This is a genomic window from Kocuria sp. WN036 (assembly GCF_002287015.1).
GTDB lineage: Bacteria > Actinomycetota > Actinomycetes > Actinomycetales > Micrococcaceae > Kocuria > Kocuria rosea.
Window position 1 is genome coordinate 1 of sequence record NZ_NSKF01000039.1, and the last position, 22,305, is coordinate 22,305.

The 22,305-nt window shown below is 74.4% G+C and carries 16 protein-coding genes; 11 read left to right on the forward strand and 5 right to left on the reverse strand.

Features of this window, described 5'->3' with window-relative positions:
* The 5 genes from CK505_RS16730 to CK505_RS16750 all read right to left on the reverse strand — a co-directional run.
* A partial coding sequence (locus tag CK505_RS16730) for a DUF3376 domain-containing protein (protein ID WP_095651773.1) occupies window positions 1–2,838 on the reverse strand: 2,838 nt, incomplete at its 3' end.
* Window positions 2,828–4,126, reverse strand: a complete 1,299-nt coding sequence (locus CK505_RS16735; RefSeq protein ID WP_017832818.1) for a glycosyltransferase — start codon at window positions 4,124–4,126, stop codon at window positions 2,828–2,830. The genes CK505_RS16730 and CK505_RS16735, both read right to left, overlap by 11 nt.
* Complete coding sequence (locus CK505_RS16740) at window positions 4,123–6,315, reverse strand: glycosyltransferase family 4 protein (RefSeq protein ID WP_095651774.1); 2,193 nt, start codon at window positions 6,313–6,315, stop codon at window positions 4,123–4,125. Before CK505_RS16740 ends, CK505_RS16735 begins: the two co-directional genes overlap by 4 nt.
* 53 nt (window positions 6,316–6,368) lie before the next feature.
* Complete coding sequence (locus CK505_RS16745; RefSeq protein WP_232035308.1) at window positions 6,369–7,352, reverse strand: bile acid:sodium symporter family protein; 984 nt, start codon at window positions 7,350–7,352, stop codon at window positions 6,369–6,371.
* Window positions 7,346–8,005: an MBL fold metallo-hydrolase gene (locus CK505_RS16750; protein WP_017832815.1), complete on the reverse strand. Its 660-nt coding sequence runs from the start codon at window positions 8,003–8,005 to the stop codon at window positions 7,346–7,348. The genes CK505_RS16745 and CK505_RS16750 overlap by 7 nt, the downstream gene beginning before the upstream one ends.
* 266 nt (window positions 8,006–8,271) lie before the next feature.
* Between CK505_RS16750 and CK505_RS16755 the strand changes: the two genes are divergently transcribed.
* The 11 genes from CK505_RS16755 to CK505_RS16805 form a co-directional block, all read left to right on the forward strand.
* Window positions 8,272–8,793 (forward strand): MarR family winged helix-turn-helix transcriptional regulator, encoded by a 522-nt coding sequence (locus CK505_RS16755; protein ID WP_176475390.1) that lies wholly within the window; start codon window positions 8,272–8,274, stop codon window positions 8,791–8,793.
* Window positions 8,790–10,526, forward strand: coding sequence for an MDR family MFS transporter (locus CK505_RS16760; RefSeq protein WP_095651777.1), 1,737 nt, complete (start codon window positions 8,790–8,792; stop codon window positions 10,524–10,526). Before CK505_RS16755 ends, CK505_RS16760 begins: the two co-directional genes overlap by 4 nt.
* Window positions 10,527–10,570: 44 nt before the next feature.
* Entirely contained in the window at window positions 10,571–13,576 is a 3,006-nt protein-coding gene (gene uvrA / locus CK505_RS16765) for an excinuclease ABC subunit UvrA (protein WP_255250991.1), read from the forward strand.
* Window positions 13,573–14,268: an HAD hydrolase-like protein gene (locus CK505_RS16770; RefSeq protein ID WP_229586527.1), complete on the forward strand. Its 696-nt coding sequence runs from the start codon at window positions 13,573–13,575 to the stop codon at window positions 14,266–14,268. Before uvrA ends, CK505_RS16770 begins: the two co-directional genes overlap by 4 nt.
* Before the next feature lie 13 nt (window positions 14,269–14,281).
* The gene (gene uvrC, locus CK505_RS16775; protein WP_095651778.1) at window positions 14,282–16,330 is read left to right on the forward strand and encodes an excinuclease ABC subunit UvrC; all 2,049 of its coding nucleotides are present in this window, start codon (window positions 14,282–14,284) and stop codon (window positions 16,328–16,330) included.
* Window positions 16,331–16,430: 100 nt separating this feature from the next.
* The gene (rapZ, locus tag CK505_RS16780; protein WP_095651779.1) at window positions 16,431–17,357 is read left to right on the forward strand and encodes an RNase adapter RapZ; all 927 of its coding nucleotides are present in this window, start codon (window positions 16,431–16,433) and stop codon (window positions 17,355–17,357) included.
* Between the two features lie 31 nt (window positions 17,358–17,388).
* Window positions 17,389–18,468 (forward strand): uridine diphosphate-N-acetylglucosamine-binding protein YvcK, encoded by a 1,080-nt coding sequence (gene yvcK / locus CK505_RS16785; protein WP_095651780.1) that lies wholly within the window; start codon window positions 17,389–17,391, stop codon window positions 18,466–18,468.
* 50 nt (window positions 18,469–18,518) lie between these two features.
* A complete protein-coding gene (gene whiA, locus CK505_RS16790; RefSeq protein WP_031282663.1) occupies window positions 18,519–19,499 on the forward strand; it encodes a DNA-binding protein WhiA in 981 nt (326 codons plus the stop codon).
* Between the two features lie 230 nt (window positions 19,500–19,729).
* Window positions 19,730–20,734 (forward strand): type I glyceraldehyde-3-phosphate dehydrogenase, encoded by a 1,005-nt coding sequence (gap, locus tag CK505_RS16795; protein ID WP_095651781.1) that lies wholly within the window; start codon window positions 19,730–19,732, stop codon window positions 20,732–20,734.
* Between the two features lie 40 nt (window positions 20,735–20,774).
* Window positions 20,775–21,998, forward strand: coding sequence for a phosphoglycerate kinase (gene pgk, locus CK505_RS16800; RefSeq protein ID WP_095651782.1), 1,224 nt, complete (start codon window positions 20,775–20,777; stop codon window positions 21,996–21,998).
* A gap of 127 nt (window positions 21,999–22,125) precedes the next feature.
* On the forward strand, window positions 22,126–22,305 hold a 180-nt coding region (locus tag CK505_RS16805), incomplete at its 3' end, for a triose-phosphate isomerase (RefSeq protein ID WP_176475391.1).

Sequence of the window (22,305 nt, forward strand, 5' to 3'; positions counted from 1 at the left end):
CGACCACCGTCGCAGCGCGCGCCGCCCCGTCCGCAGGAGGGACAGCACGAGCGCCGCGGCGACCGCCGCGAGCAGGGCGGCACCGGGCCAGGACCACGCCCGTGCCTCCGCGGCGACCGGGCCCGCGGCCGGCCACAGCCCGGCCGTCAGCGCCACGGCGGCCAGGGCGGCGCGCACCGGGGTCACCACCGCGGGCACGAGCACGAGCAGGGGCTGGAGCACCAGCAGCACGACCTCCCAGACGGGGCGGGGCAGGTCCGGGGTGCCCGCCAGGGCCCGCCCCAGCACGCGCACCCCGCGCGAGGCCAGCGAGAGGCGGTGCCCCGGGGCCAGCCGGTCCAGCCCGTCGGCGCTCGCGCCGACCACCGCCCGGCCGCGGGCGGGGCAGCCGTGCCCGGCGTCGCGCAGCAGGGCGTCCTGCAGGCCGGCGACGACGGGGTCGACCGTCGGGCTGTCCCCGGCCGGGGAACCGCTCGGCGCGCCGGGCGGGGCCGTCGGGGTCATCGGGGGCGTCGAGGGTGTCGGGGGAGACGCCGGAGCGGCCGCCGGCAGCCCGCGCAGGAATCCGGCGACCCCGGCCGCCGCGTCGAGGCGTCCCCACCACCAGTCGTGGGCCCGCCAGTCCGCGGCCAGGAACCCCCGGAAGTTCAGCAGTCCCGCACCGGCCAGCTTGGCGCCCGCCGGCATCCGCTCCTCGGCGTCCGTGAGCAGGCGGGCGAGCTCCCGACGATCGGCCCCCGGCGTGTCGAGAGCCTGCTGGAGGCGGTCACGGACCATCGCCGCCCGGAGCGCGGGGAACGCGTCCGGCGCCGCGGGGGCCTGGTCGCCGCGGATCTCCCCGTAGGCCACGGGGGACACCGCGGCGGGGATCCCTGCGGCGGCCAGGAGCGGGGGCAGGTCCGCCGCGCCCGGCGCCCTCTCCCCGGCGGGGATCCTGGACCAGGGGGACGCCTCCCAGACCGCGCGGCGGGCCGCCCGGCCGGGGACGTCGGCGTCCAGGTGCTCGTCCACCGCGGCGCGCAGTCCCCGGAGCCCGTCCACGACCGCGTCGAGCTCGGCCCAGGAGGCGTCCGCCGGCCGGTGCCCCGCGCCGGCCGCGCCGAGCCAGGGGTCCACGGCCCCGGTGAGATCGGCCGCCGGGTCCGCGACGGCGGCCAGCACGGCGTGGAAGCGCCGGTCGCGCTCGTGGCGGGCGCGCGCCAGCACCCGGTAGGCGCGCTCGCGGGCGAGGGACCGGTCGAATCCCCCGGGCGGTCCGGCCGGCCCGTCGAGGCCCAGCTCCTCCAGCACGCGCACCCAGGACAGCACGCAGGCGGCGGCGTCGAACAGGGCCTGTGCCCCGCGCAGCACCGCGGCGGCGGCGGGGTCCTCCAGCGGGCCCCGGGAGAGGGCGTCGTAGCGCCGGAGCAGCTCCGCCCGCAGCGGGTCGAGCGCACGGGGCGGCCGGGCCCGCAGGGCGTCGCGCCGGGCCAGGGTCGAGGTGAGCTGCCACTGCGCCGGGCGGGTCAGGAGGCGGGACAGCAGGTCGGCGTCGGTCCGGGCCCGGTAGCGCAGGTAGGCCCGGCGCCGCTCCTCGAGGGAGGCCTCGTCCCAGCCCCCGATCAGCGCCGCGAGCGGGTGCAGGCGGCCGCCGGCCACGAGCTGAGCGTCCAGGTAGTCGGACAGGGCCAGGACCTCGTCGTCGTCCGACTCCCGCCGCGGCAGCCGGGAGACCGTGGCGGCGAGCGTGCCCACGAGCCGCGGCAGGTCGCGCACGAAGGGCACGGCACGCTCGCGGTGGGGCGGGTCCGGGTCGAGGTACAGCAGGGCCCGGTCGGCGTGCCGCAGGGACGTCCTGGTGCGCGCGGCCTCGAGGGCCCGGTCGATGGGGATGTTGTCGAACACCCCGCCGTCGACCACGTGGTAGGGCAGTTCCGCGGGGTCGCGGTGGGCGCCGAACGCGTGGCTCAGATCCGGGCGCCCGGCCGCCGGGCCCGGGGCGCCCCGCGGGCCCGGGGTCGGGGCGGACCACACCGAGGCCGGCTCGAAGGCGCCGGGGAAGGAGGACGTCGCCCGGGCGGCGTAGGCCAGCCGGGACAGCGCGGCCGCGGCCTGCGCGGGGGCCGTGTCCCGCCCCGGGATGTCGTTGTCCAGGGACGGACCGGGGGAGCCCGGCTCCGGGGAGGAGAAGTGGAAGTCGCTGCGCCCCTCCGCCGACGCGCTGTAGGGCGAGGGGTCGCTGTCCAGGACCGTCGCGGAGAGCTCGACCGTGACGTGCTCGGCCACCAGGTCCGGGTGGTGCTCCGGGCTGCCCCGGAGCGCCAGGAGCGCCTCCAGCAGCCGTGGCCACAGGTAGTCGTCGCCGCGCAGCAGGGAGTCCACGGGGTGCCGTCCGAGCGGGCGCAGCAGCCGGCCGAGGGCGCCGTGCTCCGCCCAGATCCGGCCGAGGGCGTCCAGGTCGGAGCCCGCGCGCTGGGCCACGGCGTGCACCACGCCGTTGAGCCCGCCGGCGCTGGCCCCGGCGAGGAGGTCGATGTCCACCCTGTCGTAGCCGGCGTCCGCGAGCAGCCGCGCGTACACCGCCGCCCGCTCCTCGAGCACCGGGTCCGGGGTCTCGGCGGGGTACAGGAGGTAGGCGTGCAGCGCCCCGCGGCGGTCCCGGTGGATCCGGATCCGGCGCAGCAGGTCCAGCTCGGCCACCGCGCCGCCGATCCACACGGCGAGGCTCACGCCGCCGCGCATGGCGAGGGCGAGGCGGAGGGTGCGGCCGAACGCCGGCGCCTGCCCGGCCGTCGCCCCGGCCAGCCCCCGGGACGGCGGCAGGACGGTCAGCGGCAGGCCCGAGGGCTCACTCGACAAGGGCCGCGAACGCCCGCGCCGGCCCGGGCCGGCGGGTCAGGTCGTGCCGGAGGTCCTCGAGCGCCCCCCGCCGCTCGTGGCCGTCGTCGAGCAGCCCGGCCACGGCGTCCCGCACCTCGGCGGTCGACAGGGCGTTGGGGTCGAGCACCGTCCCGAGCCCCGCCGCCTCGAGGGCCGCCGCCCCGGCGAACTGGTCCGTGGACATCGGCAGCAGCAGCAGGGGCACCCCGGCGGTGAGCGCCTCGGTCACGCTGTTGTTCCCGCCGTGGGAGACCGCGACGCTCGCGCGGCGCAGCAGGGTGACCTGCGGCAGGGTGCCGCGCACGAGCCAGGACTCCGGGACCGGGCCCAGCTCGGCGGGCCGGGTCGCCCCGGCCGCGAGGGCGACCCGCACGTCCAGGCCGCGGAGGGCCTCCGCGACCCGGGCGAGCACGTCCCCGCGCACGGACAGGAAGCTGCCGAGGCTGATGTAGACGATCGGGCGGTCCGAGCCGGCCAGCCACGCGGCCACCTCCGGGTCCTCGGCCTCCTCCCGGACGGCCGAGCCCAGGAACGTGTGCTCGGGCAGCGCCCGGGTCCGGTGCTCGTCGTGGAGCTCGCCCGGGTAGTTGAGCAGGAGGTCGTCGCCGGTCTCCGCGAAGGCGTCGGCGCTCGCCGGGGTCCCGGGGGCGATCTGCTGCAGGGCCTCGTTCCACTGCTCCGTGAACTCGTCCCGCACCGAGGAGCACAGCCGGTGCAGCGCCTCCAGCTCGGCCGGGGACGGGCGCAGCCGGCCGGGCCACGCGGGCGGGTGCCCGTAGACCTCGTCGGCCACCGTCAGGGCCGAGGGGTGGCCCAGGACCACGTCGGCGTGCCGGATCCCGGAGCCGGTCAGGGCCAGACGCGCCGCGAAGGCCAGGTGGTCCACGACCACCTGGTCCGGCCGGACGCGGTCCACCACGTCCTGCACCCGCCGTGCCGTGCCCAGCGGGTCCCAGAGCAGGTCGTCGCGCCGGGCCCGGGCCTGGAAGGCCAGGGTCTCCGCGGGGCCGCGGCGGGTGGCGGCGAAGAACCCGCGCAGGGCGTCGTCCTCCCCGGGCGGCTGCTCCTCGGCCCGGATGACCCCGGGGTTGGAGCCGCGGCCCAGCGGCAGGATCTCGACCTCGAAGCCGAAGCCCCGGGCGATGGCGGCGGTCGCCGGGCCGGTGGCCACGACCACCCGCTCCCCGGCGTCCCGCCACGCGGTGGCCAGGGTCGCGAGGGGGAACAGGTGGGAGGCGTAGTCCGGGCTGATCACGAGCAGGGTCACGGGGTGGGGCTCCTGTCGGCCGTGTGCGCCACGGCGTCGTCGTAGACGGAGGTGAGGGCGGTCGCCATCCCCTCGATGCTGAAGCGGTCGCGGACCATGGCACGGGCCGCGTCGGCGGTGCGCTCCGCGTCGGGGCGCGCCGCCAGGTCGAGGGCCCGGGCCACGGCCCGGGCCAGCGCGGCGGGGTCGCCGGTGTCGACGAGGACGCCGGTGACGCCGTCGGCCACGAAGGTGGCCGGCCCGCCGGCGTCGGGCGCCACGACCGGCAGCCCGGTGGCGAGGGCTTCGACCAGCGCCACGCCGAACTCCTCCTTGAGGCTCGCGCAGACGTAGACGCCGGCGGGGGAGGACAGGCCTGGCCGGCCCCGGCGCACCGCGGCGAGCCAGGCGGCCACGGTGGCGTGGGGACGGTGGCCGGCCAGAAGCAGGCCGGCGGTAGCGGCCTCGGCCCGGGGGAGGGCGGCGTCGATCCGGGTGAGCTGCTCCCGCTCGTCGGCGGAGGGGGAGACGAGGTCCCCGCCCACGACGAGGAGGTTGCAGCGGCCCCGCAGCCCGGCGTCCCGGGCCCAGGCCTCGACGAGCGTGGCCGTGCCCTTCACACGGTGCAGGCGGCCCACCGTGACCACGAGCGGCAGCCCGCGCCGGGCGGCGGGCAGGGCCGCGAGCACGGTGTCGAGCTCCGCGAGGTGCGCTCCGGCACCGGTGCGCACCTGCTGGGCGGCACGGTCCACGGCACCCAGGTCGATGCCCTCCGGCACCACCGTGCACCGCCCGGGCTCGTCCAGGTCCACGTCGAGCAGCTCGCGGGCGTCCCGGGCCAGGTCCGGGCGGGGGAAGAGCACCAGGTGCTCCGCCCGCGCCGCGAGGTGGGCGAGCAGGCGTACGCGGAACCACAGGTGCTCCACGCCGTCGGCCGCGCCGAAGCCGGCCCGGGTCAGGGTGCCGGCGCGCTCGCGGGCAGCGACGAGCGCGTGCGGATCGGGGGCCATCGTGAGCACCCACGGGATGCCGAGCTCCGCGGCCACCGCCGCGGCCGCCATCGAGCCGACGTCGGCCATGCGCAGGTGCAGCACGTCCACGGGGCCGGCCCGGCGCAGTACGCGCCGCAGCCCCCGTTCCGCGGCCACCCGCCGCGGCCAGGCGTCCGCCATGTGCACCGGGGGTCCGGTGAAGGGGACGACCCCGAAGACGTGCCCCGCCCCCGCCGGACGGGCCGTCGCCGCCCGGGCCTCGTCGTGGGTGCCGCGGGACACCGTGAGCACCCGGGCGACGCCCCCGGGACCCTCCGGGGCGCTGAGGGCGTCGCCCAGCTGGGCGAGCAGCGTGGCGATCCCGCCGTTGTCCCCCCGCCCGGAGAAGGTGAGGTCCCGGTCGATCTCCGCGTGCAGGAACGGCTGCAGGACCGTGAGCCCGTCCCGGCCGGTCGCCGGGTCGGGCTCCGCAGCGTCGTGGAGGTCGGCGAGGGCGAGCCGGGCCACGGCGGCCAGTGGCCCGGCCCCGTCGGCGCACGTCCCGGCGAGGTCCGTCAGGTCGGCCACGGACTCGGCGCCGGTCTGGCCGCGCCCCACCAGGGCCTCGAGGGCGGCCCCGCGGACGTCCTGGTCCTCGCCGGGACTGCCGGCCAGGGCGCGGAGGCGCGCGGCGGGCCCGGCCCCGGGGACGAGCCCCAGGGTCTCGGCGAGCCGTGCGCGGGGCCCGGGGGCGGCGGCTCCCGCGAGGGCGTGCTCGAGGGCGGACCCGACCGCGTCCGGTGCCGCCGGGGCCCAGGCCTGGAGGGTGCGCTGGGCCAGCATGCCGGTGAAGCCGCCGCCGGTCACGAGGTCGGCGAGCGGGGCGACGGCGCGGGGGAGGGGGGCCCGGTCGGCGAGCACCCATGCGGTGTGCTCCCGCAGCCACGGCTCGTCGTCGAGGAGCGCGGTGAGGAGCGTGTCCGCCTGGGACCCGGGCACGGAGGCGAGGGCATGGACGGCGGCGATCGCCGCGACGTGGTCGTCGCGCCGGCGGATCTCCTCCGCGAGCACGGGCAGCGCCCCGGCGGGATCCTCCCGGGTCGCCTGCAGCAGGTCGTCGGCGCGGCGGATGCCGTCGAGGATCGAGGGGGCGCGGCGGACGGCCTCGAGGGCCTCGTGCGTCGCCGCGCCGGTGCGCTCTGCGCTCGTTGACGGGGCGCGGGGCGCGGCGAAGGTCATGGGCCTCACCGTAGCCGAGGCCCGGTCCCGCGCACAGCGGGTCGGGGGGATTCTCAGGCTCCTGGGAGCCGGCGCGCCGCCCGCGCGTCGGCACGGCGGCAGAGCAGGGCGAACAGGGCGCCCGAGAGGTTGTGCCAGACCGAGAACACCGCGGCGGGAAGGGCCGCGAGGGGGTTCATGTACTGGGCGGCGAGCCCGGCGGCCAGCCCGGAGTTCTGCATGCCCACCTCCACGGCGGTGGTGCGGCGCACGGCGATCGGCTGCCGCGTCACCGCCCCCACGAGGTGGCCGAGGGCCAGTCCCAGGACGTTGTGCAGGGCCACGGCCGCGAGCACGAGCAGGCCCGCCTCCACGATCCGGTCGGCGCTGCCCGAGACGACGATGGCCACGATCACGGCGATGGCCGCGACCGACACCCACGGCAGGGCGGGCAGGGCGCGCTCGACCAGGCGGGGCGCGAGCAGTCGCACGGCGAGGCCCGCGACGACGGGCAGGAGGACGATCTTGGTGATCGACCACGCCATGGCCCCACCGTCCACCGGCAGGTACTGCCCGGCCAGCCACAGGGTGAGCAGCGGGGTCAGCAGCGGTGCGAGCAGCGTGGAGATCGAGGTCATGGCGACGGACAGGGCCACGTCGCCGCGGGCGAGGTAGGCGACCACGTTGGAGGCCGTCCCGCCGGGCGCGCAGCCCACCAGGATCACGCCCGCGGCGAGCTCCGGCGGCAGCCGCAGCAGGAACACCACGAGCAGGGCCACGAGCGGCATGATCACATACTGGGCCCCGACGCCGAGCAGTACCGGCAGCGGCCGCTTCGCCACGAGCGCGAAGTCCACGGGCCGCAGGGTCAGGCCCATGCCGAACATGACCACGCCCAGCAGCGGGTTGATCCACCCGGACAGTCCGCTCACGGCGCCGGGGGCGAGGAAGCCCACGAGCCCGCCCGCGAGGACGAGTACGGGGAAGAGCAGGACGGCGGTGTAGGCGCCGCGGTCGGGCGCGGCGGTGACGGCCGCCGCGGGCCCGGGGCCTACCACCCGCGGGCCCGCCACTCCTCGAGGTGCGGGCGCTCCGCCCCCAGCGTGGTCGGCTTCCCGTGGCCGGGGTGGACCACGGTGTCGTCCTCGAAGCGCTCGAAGACGCGCTCGGTGACGTCGTCCATCAGCTGCCGGAAGTCCTCGGGGCTGTTCGTCTTGCCCACACCGCCGGGGAAGAGGGAGTCGCCGGAGAAGATGTGCGCCGGGCCCTGCGGGTCGCGGTAGACCAGGGCGATCGAGCCGGGGGTGTGCCCGCGCAGGCCGATAACCTCCAGGTCGAAGCCGTCGAACTCCGCCGTGTCGCCGTCCTCGAAGGTCAGGTCCATGGGCACGGCGATGTCGGACTCGTCGTCGGCGCCGCACGCCGTCATGGCCTCGGAGCGGGAGCGGACCTCCTCCAGGGCGCGGACGTGGTCCCAGTGCGAGTGGGTGGTGATGATGAGCTGGAGATTGCCGTAGGCCTGCGAGCAGTCGCCGTTGCCGGCGCCCACGAGACCGGCGATGGCCCGGGCGTCGTCGGCCGCGTCGATGAGGACCTGCGTGCCCTCGTCCTTGGAGGTGAGGAGGTAGACGTTGTTGTCCATCTCGCTCACGGAGATCCGGCGAATCGTGACCTCGGAGAGGTCGGTGACCTCCGTCTTCGTTGCGATCATGAGGACGAAGGTACTCCCGACTCCTGGCACTGGCCAATCGCGGGAGCGCCGGGGCGCCGGGCGGTGTGTCCGACGGCACGGGCGCCGGGGTTGGCTTCCCCACACCGTCCGGATAAAGTTGCGTGAGGCAACAAAACATCAAGGCATCCGGTGGCACCACGCCCGCGTCGTCGTCGATGCGGGACCTCGCGAGGAGCGGGGCGTGCGGACCGGGTGCCCCTTCGTCGTTGTCGCCCCGAACATCCCCGATCCCGGAGGAGCCTCCGTTGCCCGTCTCCCACGACACCGCCGTGGAGCTGGTGCGCGACCTGCTCGAGCTGCAGCGCGTCATGAAGCGCGTGACCAAGACCGACGCCGGCCCGCGCCGGCTCAACCCCACGGCGATCGCCCTGCTCTACTACCTCGACGGCAACGGGCCCCGCCGGGCCACCGTGATGGCCGCCGAGACAGGTCTCGGGCCCTCCGGGCTGAGCCGCCAGCTGGCCGTCCTCGAGGAGGAGGGCCACGTGGAGCGCACCCCCGACCCCGACGACGGGCGCGCCGCGCTGGTCGCCATCACGGATCGGGGCCGGGAGCACGTCCGGGCCGTGCTCGAGCAGGACGCCCAGCGTCTCGCCGCGCGGCTCGAGGGCTGGGACGAGGAGCAGGCCCGCACCAGCCGCGGGGCCATCAACGAGATCACCACCGTCTTCCTGGACTCCCTCGGCGTGGAGCGCACCACGTCCTGCCGGGACCAGCCGGACCGGGACCACGCAGACCGAGAGCACGAGGAGCAGACCGCACCATGACGTCACAGCAACCGACCGCCGCACCGGGCGGGGGGACCGGCGCCTCCCACCAGGAGGTCATGCGGGCGCTCACGGGGATCCTCTCGGTCTTCTTCATGGCGATGGTCACCCTCACGATCATCGGCACGGCCCTGCCCGTGATCATGGCCGACCTCGGCGGGGACCAGACGTCCTTGTCCTGGACGGTCACCGGCACCCTCCTCGCCAACGCCGCGACCACGCCCGTCTGGGGCAAGCTCGCCGACCTCTTCGACAAGAAGAAGCTGCTGCAGCTGTCCATCGTGATCTTCGTGCTCGGCTCGGCCATGGCCGGGCTGGCCCCGACCATCGAGTTCCTCATCCTGGCCCGCGTGGTCCAGGGCGTGGCCATGGGCGGGATCATGGCCCTGGCCATGACCATCATGGGCACGATCATCCCGCCCCGGGAGCGCGGCCGCTACGCCGGCTACATGGGCGCCGTCATGGCCGTGGCCACCTCCGCCGGCCCGCTGCTCGGCGGGCTCATCGTGGACCTCTTCGGCTGGCGCTGGGTGTTCCTCATCCCCGCCCCGCTGGCGGTCCTGGCGGCCGTGCTCGTCCACCGCACCCTGCACATCCCGCCGCAGGCGCCCCGGAAGGTGAGCATCGACTGGCTCGGCATCGCGCTGCTGATCGTCTCGGCCTCCGCGCTGCTGCTGTGGGTGTCCCTGGCCGGGCAGCCGGGCATGTTCGAGTGGGTCTCGGCGACCTCCGCGGCCCTCGTGGCCACCGCGCTCGTGGGCTCCGTGCTGTTCGTGCTCGTGGAGCAGCGCGCCGCCGAGCCGGTGCTGCCCATCCGCGTGGTCACCGAGCGCACCACCGCGCTGGCCATCCTCGCGGCCATCGCCACCGGCGCGGCCATGTTCGCCTCGACCACCTACCTCGGCCAGTACTTCCAGCTGGGCCAGGGCTTCAGCCCCACCATGGCCGGGATGCTCATGCTCCCGCAGGTGTTCGGCTCCCTCGTGGGCGCCACGGTCGCCGGGCAGCTGATCACCCGCTACGGGCGGTGGAAGATCATCCTGGTGGTCGCCGCCGTGCTGATGTCCACGGGCCTGTTCCTCGCCGCCACGCTCACGCACGACACCGCCCTGTGGGCCGTGAGCGTCTTCATCTTCCTCGTGGGCCTGGGCATCGGCGCGCTGAACCAGAACCTGGTCCTGGCGGTGCAGAACACCGTGGGGCTCAAAGACATGGGCGCGGCGTCCTCCTCGGTCGCGTTCTTCCGCACCATGGGCGGCGCCGTGGCGGTCGCCGTGTTCGGCGCCCTCATGAGCTCCCACCTGGCCCGGCAGCTCGCCGAGAGCACCCGGGCCCGCGGCGGGGACCCCGCCGCGGTGGACAGCTCCACGATGGACCTGGAGTCGCTGCCCGCCTCCGTCGAGGGCGTGGTGCGCGAGGCCTACGGCACGGGCACCGGTCTCGTCTTCCTGGTCGCCGCCGTCGCGTCCCTCGTGACCCTGCTCGCGGTGCTCCTCATCAAGGAGGTCCCGCTGCGCCGCACCGTGGACATCGTGGAGGTGGACCCCGCCACGGGTCGGCTCAAGGTCGTCACCCGCACCCTCGACGCCCGCGAGGTCCGCCGCCGGCAGCAGGAGGCCGCGGCCGGCCCGCACGCCGAGGAGACCGGTCCGGGCGCGGACGGCGCCGCCGGCGGAGCGGCCCGGGACCGGGTCCGCGAGGACACCTCCACCGGCCCCGTGGACCGGGTGTGAACCCGCCCACGGACCCGGCCCCGATGTCCGGGCCCGGTACTAGAGTGGAGGGCGTGTCTGAGCCGATCCCCACGTCCACCCTGGTCCTGAACCCGTCGACCGATTCCTCCGAAGCCCTCGACGGGCCGGTGACCGCCACCGGCGCCCGGAGCGCCCGCCGGTCCGACCTCACCGAGATCGTGGTGCAGGGCGCGCGCGAGCACAACCTCGACAACGTCTCGCTGACCGTGCCGCGGGACGCCATGGTCGTGTTCACGGGGCTCTCCGGCTCCGGGAAGTCGTCGCTGGCCTTCGACACGATCTTCGCCGAGGGCCAGCGCCGCTACGTCGAGTCCCTGTCCTCCTACGCCCGGATGTTCCTGGGCCGGGTGGACAAGCCGGACGTCGACTTCATCGAGGGCCTGTCCCCGGCGGTGTCCATCGACCAGAAGTCCACCTCCCGCAACCCGCGCTCCACCGTGGGCACGATCACCGAGATCTACGACTACATGCGCCTGCTGTGGGCGCGTGTCGGCCACCCGCACTGCCCCGAGTGCGGCGAGGCGATCAAGAAGCAGACCCCGCAGCAGATCGTGGACCAGCTCCTCGAGATGCCGGAGACGACCCGCTTCCAGGTGCTCGCGCCCGTGGTGCGCGAGCGCAAGGGCGAGTTCGTGGACCTCTTCCAGGAGCTCTCCGCGAAGGGCTTCTCCCGCGCCACCGTGGACGGCGAGACGGTCCAGCTCTCGGACCCGCCCAAGCTCAAGAAGCAGTACAAGCACACGATCGAGGTGGTCGTGGACCGGCTCGTGGTCAAGGAGGGCATCCGCCAGCGCCTGACCGACTCCGTCGAGACGGCGCTGGGCCTCGCCGAGGGGCGCGTCGTCGTCGAGCTCGTGCCCCGCTCGGACGAGGAGATCGCCCACCCGCTGGAGCTGCGCCGCCCGTTCTCCGAGAACCTCGCCTGCCCCAACGAGCACCCCCTGCAGGCCGACGAGATCGAGCCCCGCTCCTTCTCCTTCAACGCCCCGTTCGGCGCGTGCCCGGAGTGCGACGGCATCGGCTCGCGGCTCGAGGTCGACGAGGAGCTCGTGGTCCCCAACCCGGACCTCTCCCTCGTGGAGGGCGCGATCGCCCCGTGGTCGCTCGGCAAGGCCACGAGCGAGTACTGGAACCGCCTGCTCGCCGGCCTGGGCCAGGAGCTCGGCTTCGACCTGGTCACCCCGTGGGGGAAGCTGCCCGCCAAGGCGCGCAAGGCGATCCTCGAGGGCAAGGACTACCAGGTCACCGTGGCCTACCGGAACCGGTTCGGCCGGGAGCGCCGCTACACCCAGGGCTTCGAGGGCGTGATCGGCTACATCAAGCGCAAGCACGCGGAGACGGAGTCGGACAACGCCAAGGACCGCTACGAGCAGTACATGCGCCAGGTGGCGTGCCCGGCCTGCGACGGCGCCCGGCTGAACTCGACCATGCTCGCCGTGACCGTGGGCGGGAAGAACATCGCCGAGACCACCCGCATGCCCATGCGGGACGCCCACGCGTTCTTCCGGGACCTGGAGCTCAGCACCCGCGAGACGAAGATCGGCGAGCAGGTGCTCAAGGAGATCCAGGCGCGCCTGACGTTCCTCGTGGACGTGGGCCTGGACTACCTCAACCTGGAGCGCGCCGCCGCGACGCTGTCCGGCGGCGAGGCCCAGCGCATCCGCCTGGCCACCCAGATCGGGGCCGGGCTCGTGGGCGTGCTCTACGTCCTGGACGAGCCCTCGATCGGCCTGCACCAGCGGGACAACCGCCGGCTCATCGGGACCCTCACCAAGCTGCGGGACATGGGCAACACCCTGATCGTCGTCGAGCACGACGAGGACACCATCCGCGAGGCCGACTGGATCGTGGACGTCGGCCCCGGCGCCGGCGAGCGCGGCGGGCGCGTGGTGCACTCCGGGACCTACGCGGAGCTCCTCGCCAACGAGGAGTCCATCACGGCCGACTACCTCTCCGGCCGCCGGGCCATCCGGGTGCCCGCGCAGCGCCGGGCGATCGACCGCAAGCGGATGCTCAAGGTGGTGGGCGCGCGGGAGAACAACCTGCGCGGCATCGACGTCTCCTTCCCGCTCGGGGTGCTGACCGCGGTGACCGGGGTGTCCGGGTCCGGGAAGTCCACGCTGGTCAACGACATCCTCTACACGGCGCTGGCCAACAAGCTCAACGGGGCCAAGCAGGTCCCCGGCCGGCACAAGCGGATCGACGGTGTGGACCAGCTCGACAAGGTGGTGCACGTGGACCAGAGCCCGATCGGGCGGACCCCGCGCTCCAACCCCGCCACGTACACGGGCGTGTTCGACCACATCCGCAAGCTCTTCGCCGAGACCCCGGAGGCGAAGGTGCGCGGCTACCAGGCCGGCCGGTTCTCCTTCAACGTCAAGGGCGGGCGCTGCGAGGCGTGCTCGGGCGACGGCACGATCAAGATCGAGATGAACTTCCTGCCGGACGTCTACGTCCCGTGCGAGGTGTGCAAGGGCGCCCGGTACAACCGGGAGACCCTCGAGGTGCACTACAAGGGCAAGACCATCGCCGAGGTCCTGGAGATGCCCATCGAGGAGGCCGCCGAGTTCTTCAAGGCGTTCGGCCCGATCGCCCGGCACCTCAACACCCTCGTGGACGTCGGCCTCGGCTACGTCCGGCTGGGCCAGCCCGCCACGACCCTGTCCGGCGGTGAGGCCCAGCGCGTGAAGCTCGGCGCGGAGCTGCAGAAGCGCTCCAACGGCCGGTCCATCTACGTGCTGGACGAGCCCACCACCGGCCTGCACTTCGAGGACATCCGCAAGCTGCTGCTCGTGCTGCAGGGGCTCGTGGACAAGGGCAACACGGTGATGACCATCGAGCACAACCTGGACGTCATCAAGTCCGCCGACTGGATCGTGGACCTCGGCCCGGACGGCGGCTCCGGCGGCGGGCAGGTCGTGGCCGAGGGCACCCCCGAGCAGGTGGCCCGGAACACGAACAGCCACACCGGCCGGTTCCTGGCGGAGGTGCTCGCCGAGCGCCCCGTCCCGGCGGGGGCCGCCCGATGACCGCCCCCGTGGTGCTCTGGGACCTCGACGGCACCCTCCTGGACCCTGCCGGGGCGATCACCGGCGGCATCGCCCGGGCCCTGGCCGAGCACGGCCACGCCGTGCCGGAGGACCTGCGCCGGTTCGTGGGCCCGCCCGTGGGCTTCTCCCTGCGGACCTTCACCGACGTCCCGGAGGAGGACATCCCGGCGGTGGTCGCCACCTACCGGGCCCGCTACCGCACCGAGGGGCTCGCGCAGACCCGGATCTACCCGGGGGTGGAGGAGCTCCTGGAGCGCCTGCACGGGGCCGGCGTGCGGATGGCCGTGGCCACCCAGAAGCCCGAGCCCACCGCCGAGCTCGCCGTCGAGCGGTTCGGCCTCACCCGGTGGTTCGAGACCGTCTCGGGGGCCGCCGACGACGCCGCGGCCGCCCCGCGCGACGGACTGGCCCACGACAAGCCCGCCATCATCGGGGAGGCCCTGCGCCGGCTCGGCGTGACCGCCCCGGACCCCGCGCGCACGGTGATGATCGGGGACCGCCGCTACGACGCCGAGGGCGCGCTCGCCCACGGGATCGACTGCCTGGGCGTCGCCTGGGGCTTCGCCGACGAGGACGAGCTGGGGACCGGCTTCGCCGCCGTGGCCCGGGACGCCGCCGAGCTCGGGGAGCTCCTGGCCCGGTACACCGCCCCGGCCCCGACCGGCAGCTGAGGGGGACCGGACCGTGGCCGATCCGGAGAGCTACCGCCCCGCCCGCCAGGACATCCCGACCGCCCCGGGGGTCTACCGCTTCCGCGACGAGTACGGGCGCGTGGTCTACGTGGGCAAGGCCAAGAACCTGCGCAATCGGCTGAGCTCCTACTTCGCGCCCCCGTACGCCCTGAGCCCCAAGACCCGCGCCATGGTCACCACCGCGGCCGGGGTCGAGTGGACCGTGGTGGGCAGCGAGCTGGAGTCCCTGCAGCTCGAGTACACGTGGATCAAGGAGTTCAAGCCCCGGTTCAACATCGCCTACCGGGACGACAAGTCCTACCCCTACCTCGCCGTCACGATGGCCGAGTCCGTGCCGCGGGCCCAGGTGGTCCGGGGGGAGAAGAAGAAGGGCAACCGCTACTTCGGCCCCTACTCCCAGGCCTGGGCGATCCGCGAGACCCTCGACGCCCTGCTGCGGGTCTTCCCCGTGCGCACCTGCTCCAAGGGCGTCTACCGGCGCGCCGAGCAGTCCGGGCGCCCGTGCCTGCTGGGCTACATCGACAAGTGCTCCGCCCCGTGCGTGGGGCGGATCTCCGAGGAGGACCACTACGCCCTCGCGGAGGACCTGTGCCGGTTCATGGCCGGGCACGCGACCCCGTTCATCAAGGAGCTGCAGCGGCAGATGCAGGAGGCCGCCGCGGCCATGGACTTCGAGACCGCCGCCGCGCGCCGGGACGACATCGCCGCCCTGGAGAAGGCCTTCGAGCGCAACGCCGTGGTGCTCTCCGACAGCACCGATGCCGACTTCTTCGCGCTCGCCGAGGACGAGCTGGAGGCCGCCGTCCAGGTCTTCCACGTCCGGGGCGGCCGGATCCGCGGCCAGCGCGGCTGGGTCACCGAGAAGGTCGAGGAGGCCGACGGCGGACGCCTGCTGGAGCAGCTGCTCGAGCAGGTCTACGGCGACACCGCCGCGGACGCCGCCGAGAGCGCCCACGCCGCCGCGCCCCCGTCCCCGGGCGGATCGAAGCACCGGCCCTCCGCGGAGCTCGCCTACCGGGAGGACGCCATCCCGCGCACCGTGCTGCTCTCCGAGCCCGCCGACAGCACCGACCGGCTCGAGGAGTGGCTCTCGGGGCTGCGCGGATCGCGCGTGACGATCGCCGTGCCGCAGCGCGGGGAGAAGGCGCACCTCATGGAGACGGTGCAGGAGAACGCCCGGCAGGCGCTGAAGCTGCACAAGTCCCGGCGGGCGGGCGACATCACGACCCGCTCCGCGTCCCTGCAGGAGCTGCAGGAGGCCCTCGACATCCCCGTGGCGCTGATGCGCATCGAGTGCTACGACATCTCGCACGTGCAGGGGACCAACGTCGTCGCCTCCATGGTCGTCTTCGAGGACGGGCTGCCCAAGAAGTCGGACTACCGGAAGTTCTCGGTCACCGGCGAGGCCGCCCGGGACGACACCGCGTCCATGCACGACGTCATCTCCCGGCGCTTCCGCCGCCACCTCGAGGAGCAGGCCGAGCGGGAGGCCGCCGGGCCGCGCACCGGGCAGGTGGACGCGGGGGCCGAGGCCCCCGAGCGGGCGCGGTTCGCGTATCCGCCCAGCCTGGTGGTGGTCGACGGCGGGCCCCCGCAGGTCGCCGCCGCCGCCCGGGCGCTGCGCGAGCTCGGGATCGACGACGTCCACGTGGTCGGCCTGGCCAAGCGGCTCGAGGAGGTCTGGGTGCCGGACGACGAGTTCCCCGTGATCCTGCCGCGCGCGAGCCAGGGCCTCTACCTGCTCCAGCGGATCCGCGACGAGGCCCACCGCTTCGCCATCACCTTCCACCGCAAGAAGCGCTCCTCCGCCATGACGGTCTCCGTGCTCGACGAGCTGCCCGGGGTGGGCCCCGCCAAGCAGAAGGCCCTGCTCAAGCACTTCGGCTCCGTCAAGAAGCTCCGGGCGGCCCGGGTCGAGGAGCTGGAGCAGGTCCCCGGCTTCGGGCGGACCCTCGCCGAGAAGGTGGCCGCCGCGCTGCAGGCCTCCGACGACACCACCGCCCCGGCGGTCAACATGACCACCGGTGAGGTGCTGTCCTGAGCCCGGGCGCGCCGCCGGGGTCACGGCGGGGCCCCGCCGACTTCGTTAGGCTGGGGCGGGACCACGGGCGCAGGCCACCACGACGGGAGACGGAGCGGACATGAGCGAGCACACCGCCGGAGCGGACGTCGGGACGGCGGACGGGACCGACCACGCGAAACCGACCAGCTCGGAGCTGCTCGTCGTGACGGGCATGTCCGGGGCCGGGCGCAGCACGGCCGCGAACGCCCTCGAGGACCTCGGCTGGTACGTGGTCGACAACCTGCCGCCGCAGATGCTGCACACCCTCGCCGACCTCGTCTCCCGGACGCCGCAGGCCCTGCCCAAGCTGGCGGTCGTCATCGACGTGCGCGGCAAGGCCCTGTTCAGCGACATGAAGGAGACGCTGGCCGCCCTCGAGGCGTCCGACGTCGACTTCTCGGTGCTCTTCCTGGACGCCGCCGACGAGGTCCTGGTCTCCCGCTACGAGCACCAGCGCCGGCCCCACCCGCTGCAGGCCGGCGGCCGGATCCTCGACGGGATCCGCGCCGAGCGCGCCCTGCTGACGGACCTGCGGGAATCGGCCGACGTGGTCCTGGACACCTCCGCGTTCAACGTGCACGCCCTGTCCCGGGCCGTGGCCGACCTGTTCTCCACGAACGGGCCCGTGGTCCTGCGCCTGACCGTGCTCAGCTTCGGCTTCAAGTACGGGGTCCCCGCGGACGCCAACTACGTGGCCGACGTCCGGTTCATCCCCAACCCGCACTGGGTCCCGTCGCTGCGCCCGCGCACCGGCAAGGACGACGAGGTCCGGGACTACGTCTTCCAGGACGACGGCCCCCGGCAGTTCGTGGACCGGTTCGTCGCCATGCTCGAACCCGTCTTCGCGGGATACCGTACGGAGAACAAGCACTACGCCACCATCGCGATCGGCTGCACGGGCGGGAAACACCGCTCCGTGGCCGTGAGCGAGGAGGTGGCCCGCAGGCTCGCCAAGCTGCCGCTCGTGACGGTCAACATCCAGCACCGGGACATGGGCCGGGAGTGACCGGCTCGCCCTCACCGCGATGGGACCCCCGATGACCCTTCCTCCCACCGGCGCGTTCCCCCGGCTGCCCCTCAGCAGCGGCGCCGATGCCGACCCCCACCACTCGCCCGACCCCTCCGCCCGGCGGCCCGGCGGCGCCAGCCCCTCCGTGGTCGCCCTCGGCGGCGGGCACGGGCTCTCGGCGAACCTCGCCGCGCTGCGCCGGATCACCCCGGTGCTCACGGCGGTCGTGACGGTGGCCGACGACGGCGGCTCCTCCGGCCGGCTGCGCGACGAGCTCGGCGTCCTGCCCCCGGGGGACCTGCGGATGGCGCTCGCCGCACTGTGCGACGACTCCGAGTGGGGCCGGACGTGGCGCGACGTCATGCAGCACCGGTTCAGCTCCTCGGAGGGGCGTACCACGACCCTCGACAACCACGCGCTGGGCAACCTGCTCATCGTCACGCTGTGGGAGCTGCTGGGGGACCCGGTGGCGGGGCTCGAGTGGGCGGGCGCCCTGCTGGGCGCCCGCGGCCGGGTGCTGCCGATGTCCACGCAGCCGCTGGTCATCGCCGGCGACGTCCCCGGCGCCCTGTCCGGCGGGAGCGCGAGCGGCTGCGCGGGCAAGGCCGGCACGGTCCGCACGATCACCGGGCAGGCGGTCCTGGCGAAGCAGGCCGACGTCTGCAACGTGCGGCTCGTGCCCCCGGACGCCCCGGCCTGCCCGCAGGCGGTCGAGGCGGTCGGGCTCGCCGACTGGGTGATCATGGGGCCGGGCTCGTGGCACACCTCCGTGCTGCCGCACCTGCTGCTGCCCGAGCTGCGGCAGGCGATCTGCGGCTCGCCGGCGCGCCGCTGCGTCACCCTGAACCTCTCGCCGGACACCGAGACGCGCGGCAAGACCGCCGCCGACCACCTGCGGGTCCTGCACGACTACTGCCCCGAGCTGACCCTGGACGTGGTCCTCGCCGACCCCTCGGCCACCGAGGACGGCGCCGACCTCGAGGAGGTCGCCCGCGGCCTGGGCGCCGAGGTCTTCTACGCCGACGTCCGGGCGCACCCCGGCACCGCCGTGCACAACACGCTCCGGCTCGCGGCCGCCTACCAGGAGATCTTCGAGCGCCACCGCTGAGCCTGCCGCCCCACCCCCACACACCCCAGCATCCCCAGGAAAGGAACCGCGTGGCCCTGACGTCATCGGTGAAGGAAGAACTGTCCCGCCTCGAGATCAAGAGGTCCTCGGAGCGCCGCGCCGAGCTCTCCGCCCTGCTGCGCTTCGCGGGTGGGCTCCACATCGTCTCGGGACGCATCGTCGTCGAGGCGGAGGTGGACCTCGGCGCCACCGCGCGCAGGGTGCGCCGCGCCGTCCACGAGGTCTTCGGCCACGACAGCGAGATCGTGGTCGTCTCCGGCGGGGGACTGCGGCGCGGGAGCTCCTACGTGGTGCGCGTCGTCGAGGACGGCGAGGCCCTCGCCCGCCAGACGGGACTGCTCGACTCGCGCGGGCGCCCCGTGCGCGGGCTCCCGCCCGCCGTGGTCAACGGGGCCGTGGCCGACGCCGAAGCGGTGCTGCGCGGGGCCTTCCTGGCCCACGGCTCCCTCACGGAGCCCGGCCGCTCCGCCGCGATGGAGTTCACCTGCCCCGGCCCGGAGGCCGCCCTCGCGCTCGTGGGCGCGGCCCGCCGGCTCGGCGTCCTCGCGAAGGCCCGCGAGGTGCGCGGCGTGGACCGGGTGGTCGTGCGGGACGGGGACGCGATCGCCGCGCTGCTCACCCGGATGGGTGCCCACCAGACGCTCCTCCAGTGGGAGGACCGGCGGATGCGCAAGGAGGTGCGCGCCACCGCCAACCGCCTCGCCAACTTCGACGACGCCAACCTCCGCCGCTCCGCGCAGGCCGCCGTGGCCGCCGGCGCCCGGGTGGAGCGCGCCCTGGAGATCCTCGGCGACGAGGTCCCGGAGCACCTGCGGCAGGCGGGGGAGCTGCGGCTGTCCAACAAGCAGGCCAGCCTCGACGAGCTGGGCCGGCTCGCCGACCCCCCGCTCACCAAGGACGCCGTGGCGGGCCGGATCCGCCGGCTGCTGGCCATGGCGGACCGCCGGGCGGAGGAGCTGAACCTCCCGGGCACCGACGCCGGTGTCGCCGCGGAGGCCCTGCCCTCCTGAGCGGGGCGCGCCGGCGCCGCTGCGCCGGCGCGGTCACTCCGGGGCCGCGCCGGGAGAGGGCTTTGGTCCCGCGTGGGTTTCCGAGGGTCCGCATCCCTCGATGTGGGATTGTATGGGTTTGGCGATGAATACCGGGTGAATCTTTCACGACCCCAAGACATCCCAGGGATAACCACGTAGAATGGGACCTGGTTCAACGATCCAGACCCCGACCAACACAGGAGTACCCAGTGACCATTCGAGTGGGCATCAACGGTTTCGGACGCATCGGACGCAACTTCCTCCGCGCGGCGCGCGAGCAGGGCGAGAACATCGAGGTCGTGGCCGTGAACGACCTCACGGACCCGGAGGCCCTGGTCCACCTCTTCAAGTACGACTCCATCATGGGCCGGTTCCCCGGCGAGGTGACGCTCGACGGCGACACCATGAGCGTCGACGGCCACGAGGTCAAGTTCCTCGCCGAGCCCGACCCCGCCAAGCTGCCCTGGGGCGAGCTCGGCGTGGACGTCGTCGTCGAGTCGACCGGCCGCTTCACCAACGGCTCCAAGGCCAAGGCCCACCTGGACGGCGGCGCCAAGAAGGTCGTCCTGTCCGCCCCGGGCAAGGAGATCGACGGCACGTTCGTGCCCGGCGTCAACCTCGACACCTACGACGCCGCGTCGATGAACATCGTCTCCGCGGCCTCCTGCACCACGAACTGCCTCGCGCCCATGGCGAAGGTCCTCAACGACGCGTTCGGCATCGAGCGGGGTCTGATGACCACCATCCACGCCTACACCGCGGACCAGAACCTGCAGGACGGCCCGCACAGCGACCTGCGCCGCGCCCGCGCCGCCGCCCTCAACATGGTGCCCACCACCACCGGCGCGGCCGCCGCCGTGGGCCTCGTGCTGCCCGAGCTCAAGGGCAAGCTGGACGGTTTCGCCGTGCGCGTGCCCGTGCCCACCGGCTCCGTCGTGGACCTCACCTTCGACGCCCAGAAGGAGGTCACCGTCGAGTCGGTCAACGCCGCCATGAAGGAGGCCGCCGAGGGCCCCATGAAGGGCATCGTCAAGTACACCGAGGACCCCATCGTCTCCTCGGACATCCAGGGCGACAGCATCTCCACGATCTTCGACGCCCCGCTGACGAAGGTCATCGGCAACCAGGTCAAGGTCATCGCCTGGTACGACAACGAGTGGGGCTACACCTCCCGCCTCGTCAACGTCGTCTCCCACGTCGGCGCGCAGCTCTGAGCCCGTCGCCGCGCGACGCCGCCGGGGTAGGGTGAGTGGCATGGCTCATGCACTTGACGAACTGATCGCCGACGGCGTCGCCGGGCGCCGCGTCCTGGTCCGCTCCGACCTCAACGTCCCCCTGGACGGCTCCACCGTGACCGACGACGGGCGCGTCCGCGCGTCCCTGCCGGTCCTGAAGAAGCTGGCCGACGCCGGGGCCCGCGTCATCGTGATGGCGCACCTGGGCCGGCCCAAGGGGCAGGTCGACCCGAAGTACTCGATCGCGCCCGCCGCGCGGAAGCTGGCCGAGCTGGCCGACTTCCCCGTGGCGGTCGCCTCCGACGTCGTCGGGGAGGACGCCCGGGCCAAGGCCGAGGCCCTCGCCGACGGCGAGGTGCTCGTGATCGAGAACGTCCGCTTCGACCCCCGCGAGACCTCGAAGGACGACGCCGAGCGCGGCGCCTTCGCGGACGAGCTCGCCGCCCTGACGGGCGAGGACGGGGCCTACGTGGACGACGCCTTCGGCGCGGTGCACCGCAAGCACGCCTCCGTGTTCGACATCGCCCACCGGCTCCCGGCCTACCTGGGCGACCTCGTCAAGCGGGAGCTGGACGTGCTCACCAAGGTGGTCTCCGCCCCCGAGCGCCCCTTCGTGGTGGTCATGGGCGGGTCCAAGGTCTCCGACAAGCTCGCCGTGATCGAGAACCTCATCGGCAAGGCCGACTCGCTGCTCATCGGCGGCGGCATGGTCTTCACGTTCCTCGCCGCCCAGGGGCACTCCGTGGGCGGGTCCCTCCTGGAGCAGGACCAGATCGGGACGGTCAAGGACTACCTCGAGAAGGCCTCCGCGGCCGGCACCGAGATCGTCCTCCCCGTGGACATCGTCTACGCGGCGGAGTTCGCCGCGGACGCCGCGCACGAGGTGCGCCCGGTCGACGCCATCGAGGACGGGGAGATCGGCTCCACCGGTCTCGGCCTGGACATCGGCCCCGAGTCCGCGAAGCTGTTCGCCGAGCGGATCCGCGGCGCGAAGACCGTGTTCTGGAACGGCCCCGCGGGCGTGTTCGAGATGGAGGCCTTCGCCGGGGGCACCCGGGCGGTCGCCGAGGCCGTGGTGGCCTCGGACGCGATGAGCGTCATCGGCGGCGGCGACTCCGCCTCGGCCGTGCGCAACCTCGGGTTCTCCGACGACCAGTTCGGGCACATCTCCACCGGCGGCGGCGCCTCCCTCGAGTTCATCGAGGGCAAGGAGCTCCCCGGGGTCGTGGCCCTGGGCGCCTGACCCGCACGCTCCCCGCCACGGCGCCGGGGGCGCCCCGGGGCCGCACGGCCCGGGGCGCCCCCGCCGCCCAGCGCACCACTGCCGAACCGCACGACGAGCGGCGCACCCGCCGCGGACAGGAGTCCCCATGACCTCGCAGACCAACGGTCAGTTCGACCGCACGCCGCTGATCGCCGGCAACTGGAAGATGAACATGGACCACGCCCAGGCGATCACCCTGCTGCAGAAGCTGGCGTGGACCCTGGACGACGCCAAGCACGACTACTCCCGCGCCGAGGTGGCCGTCTTCCCGCCGTTCACCGACCTC

Bases quoted from the DNA above. Each gene is read 5' to 3' on its own strand.
- CK505_RS16740 (WP_095651774.1), bottom strand. From the start codon at position 6,315: ATGACCTTCGCCGCGCCCCGCGCCCCGTCAACGAGCGCAGAGCGCACC.
- CK505_RS16750 (WP_017832815.1), bottom strand. From the start codon at position 8,005: ATGATCGCAACGAAGACGGAGGTCACCGACCTCTCCGAGGTCACGATT.
- CK505_RS16760 (WP_095651777.1), top strand. From the start codon at position 8,790: ATGACGTCACAGCAACCGACCGCCGCACCGGGCGGGGGGACCGGCGCC.
- CK505_RS16770 (WP_229586527.1), top strand. From the start codon at position 13,573: ATGACCGCCCCCGTGGTGCTCTGGGACCTCGACGGCACCCTCCTGGAC.
- rapZ (WP_095651779.1), top strand. From the start codon at position 16,431: ATGAGCGAGCACACCGCCGGAGCGGACGTCGGGACGGCGGACGGGACC.
- yvcK (WP_095651780.1), top strand. From the start codon at position 17,389: ATGACCCTTCCTCCCACCGGCGCGTTCCCCCGGCTGCCCCTCAGCAGC.
- pgk (WP_095651782.1), top strand. From the start codon at position 20,775: ATGGCTCATGCACTTGACGAACTGATCGCCGACGGCGTCGCCGGGCGC.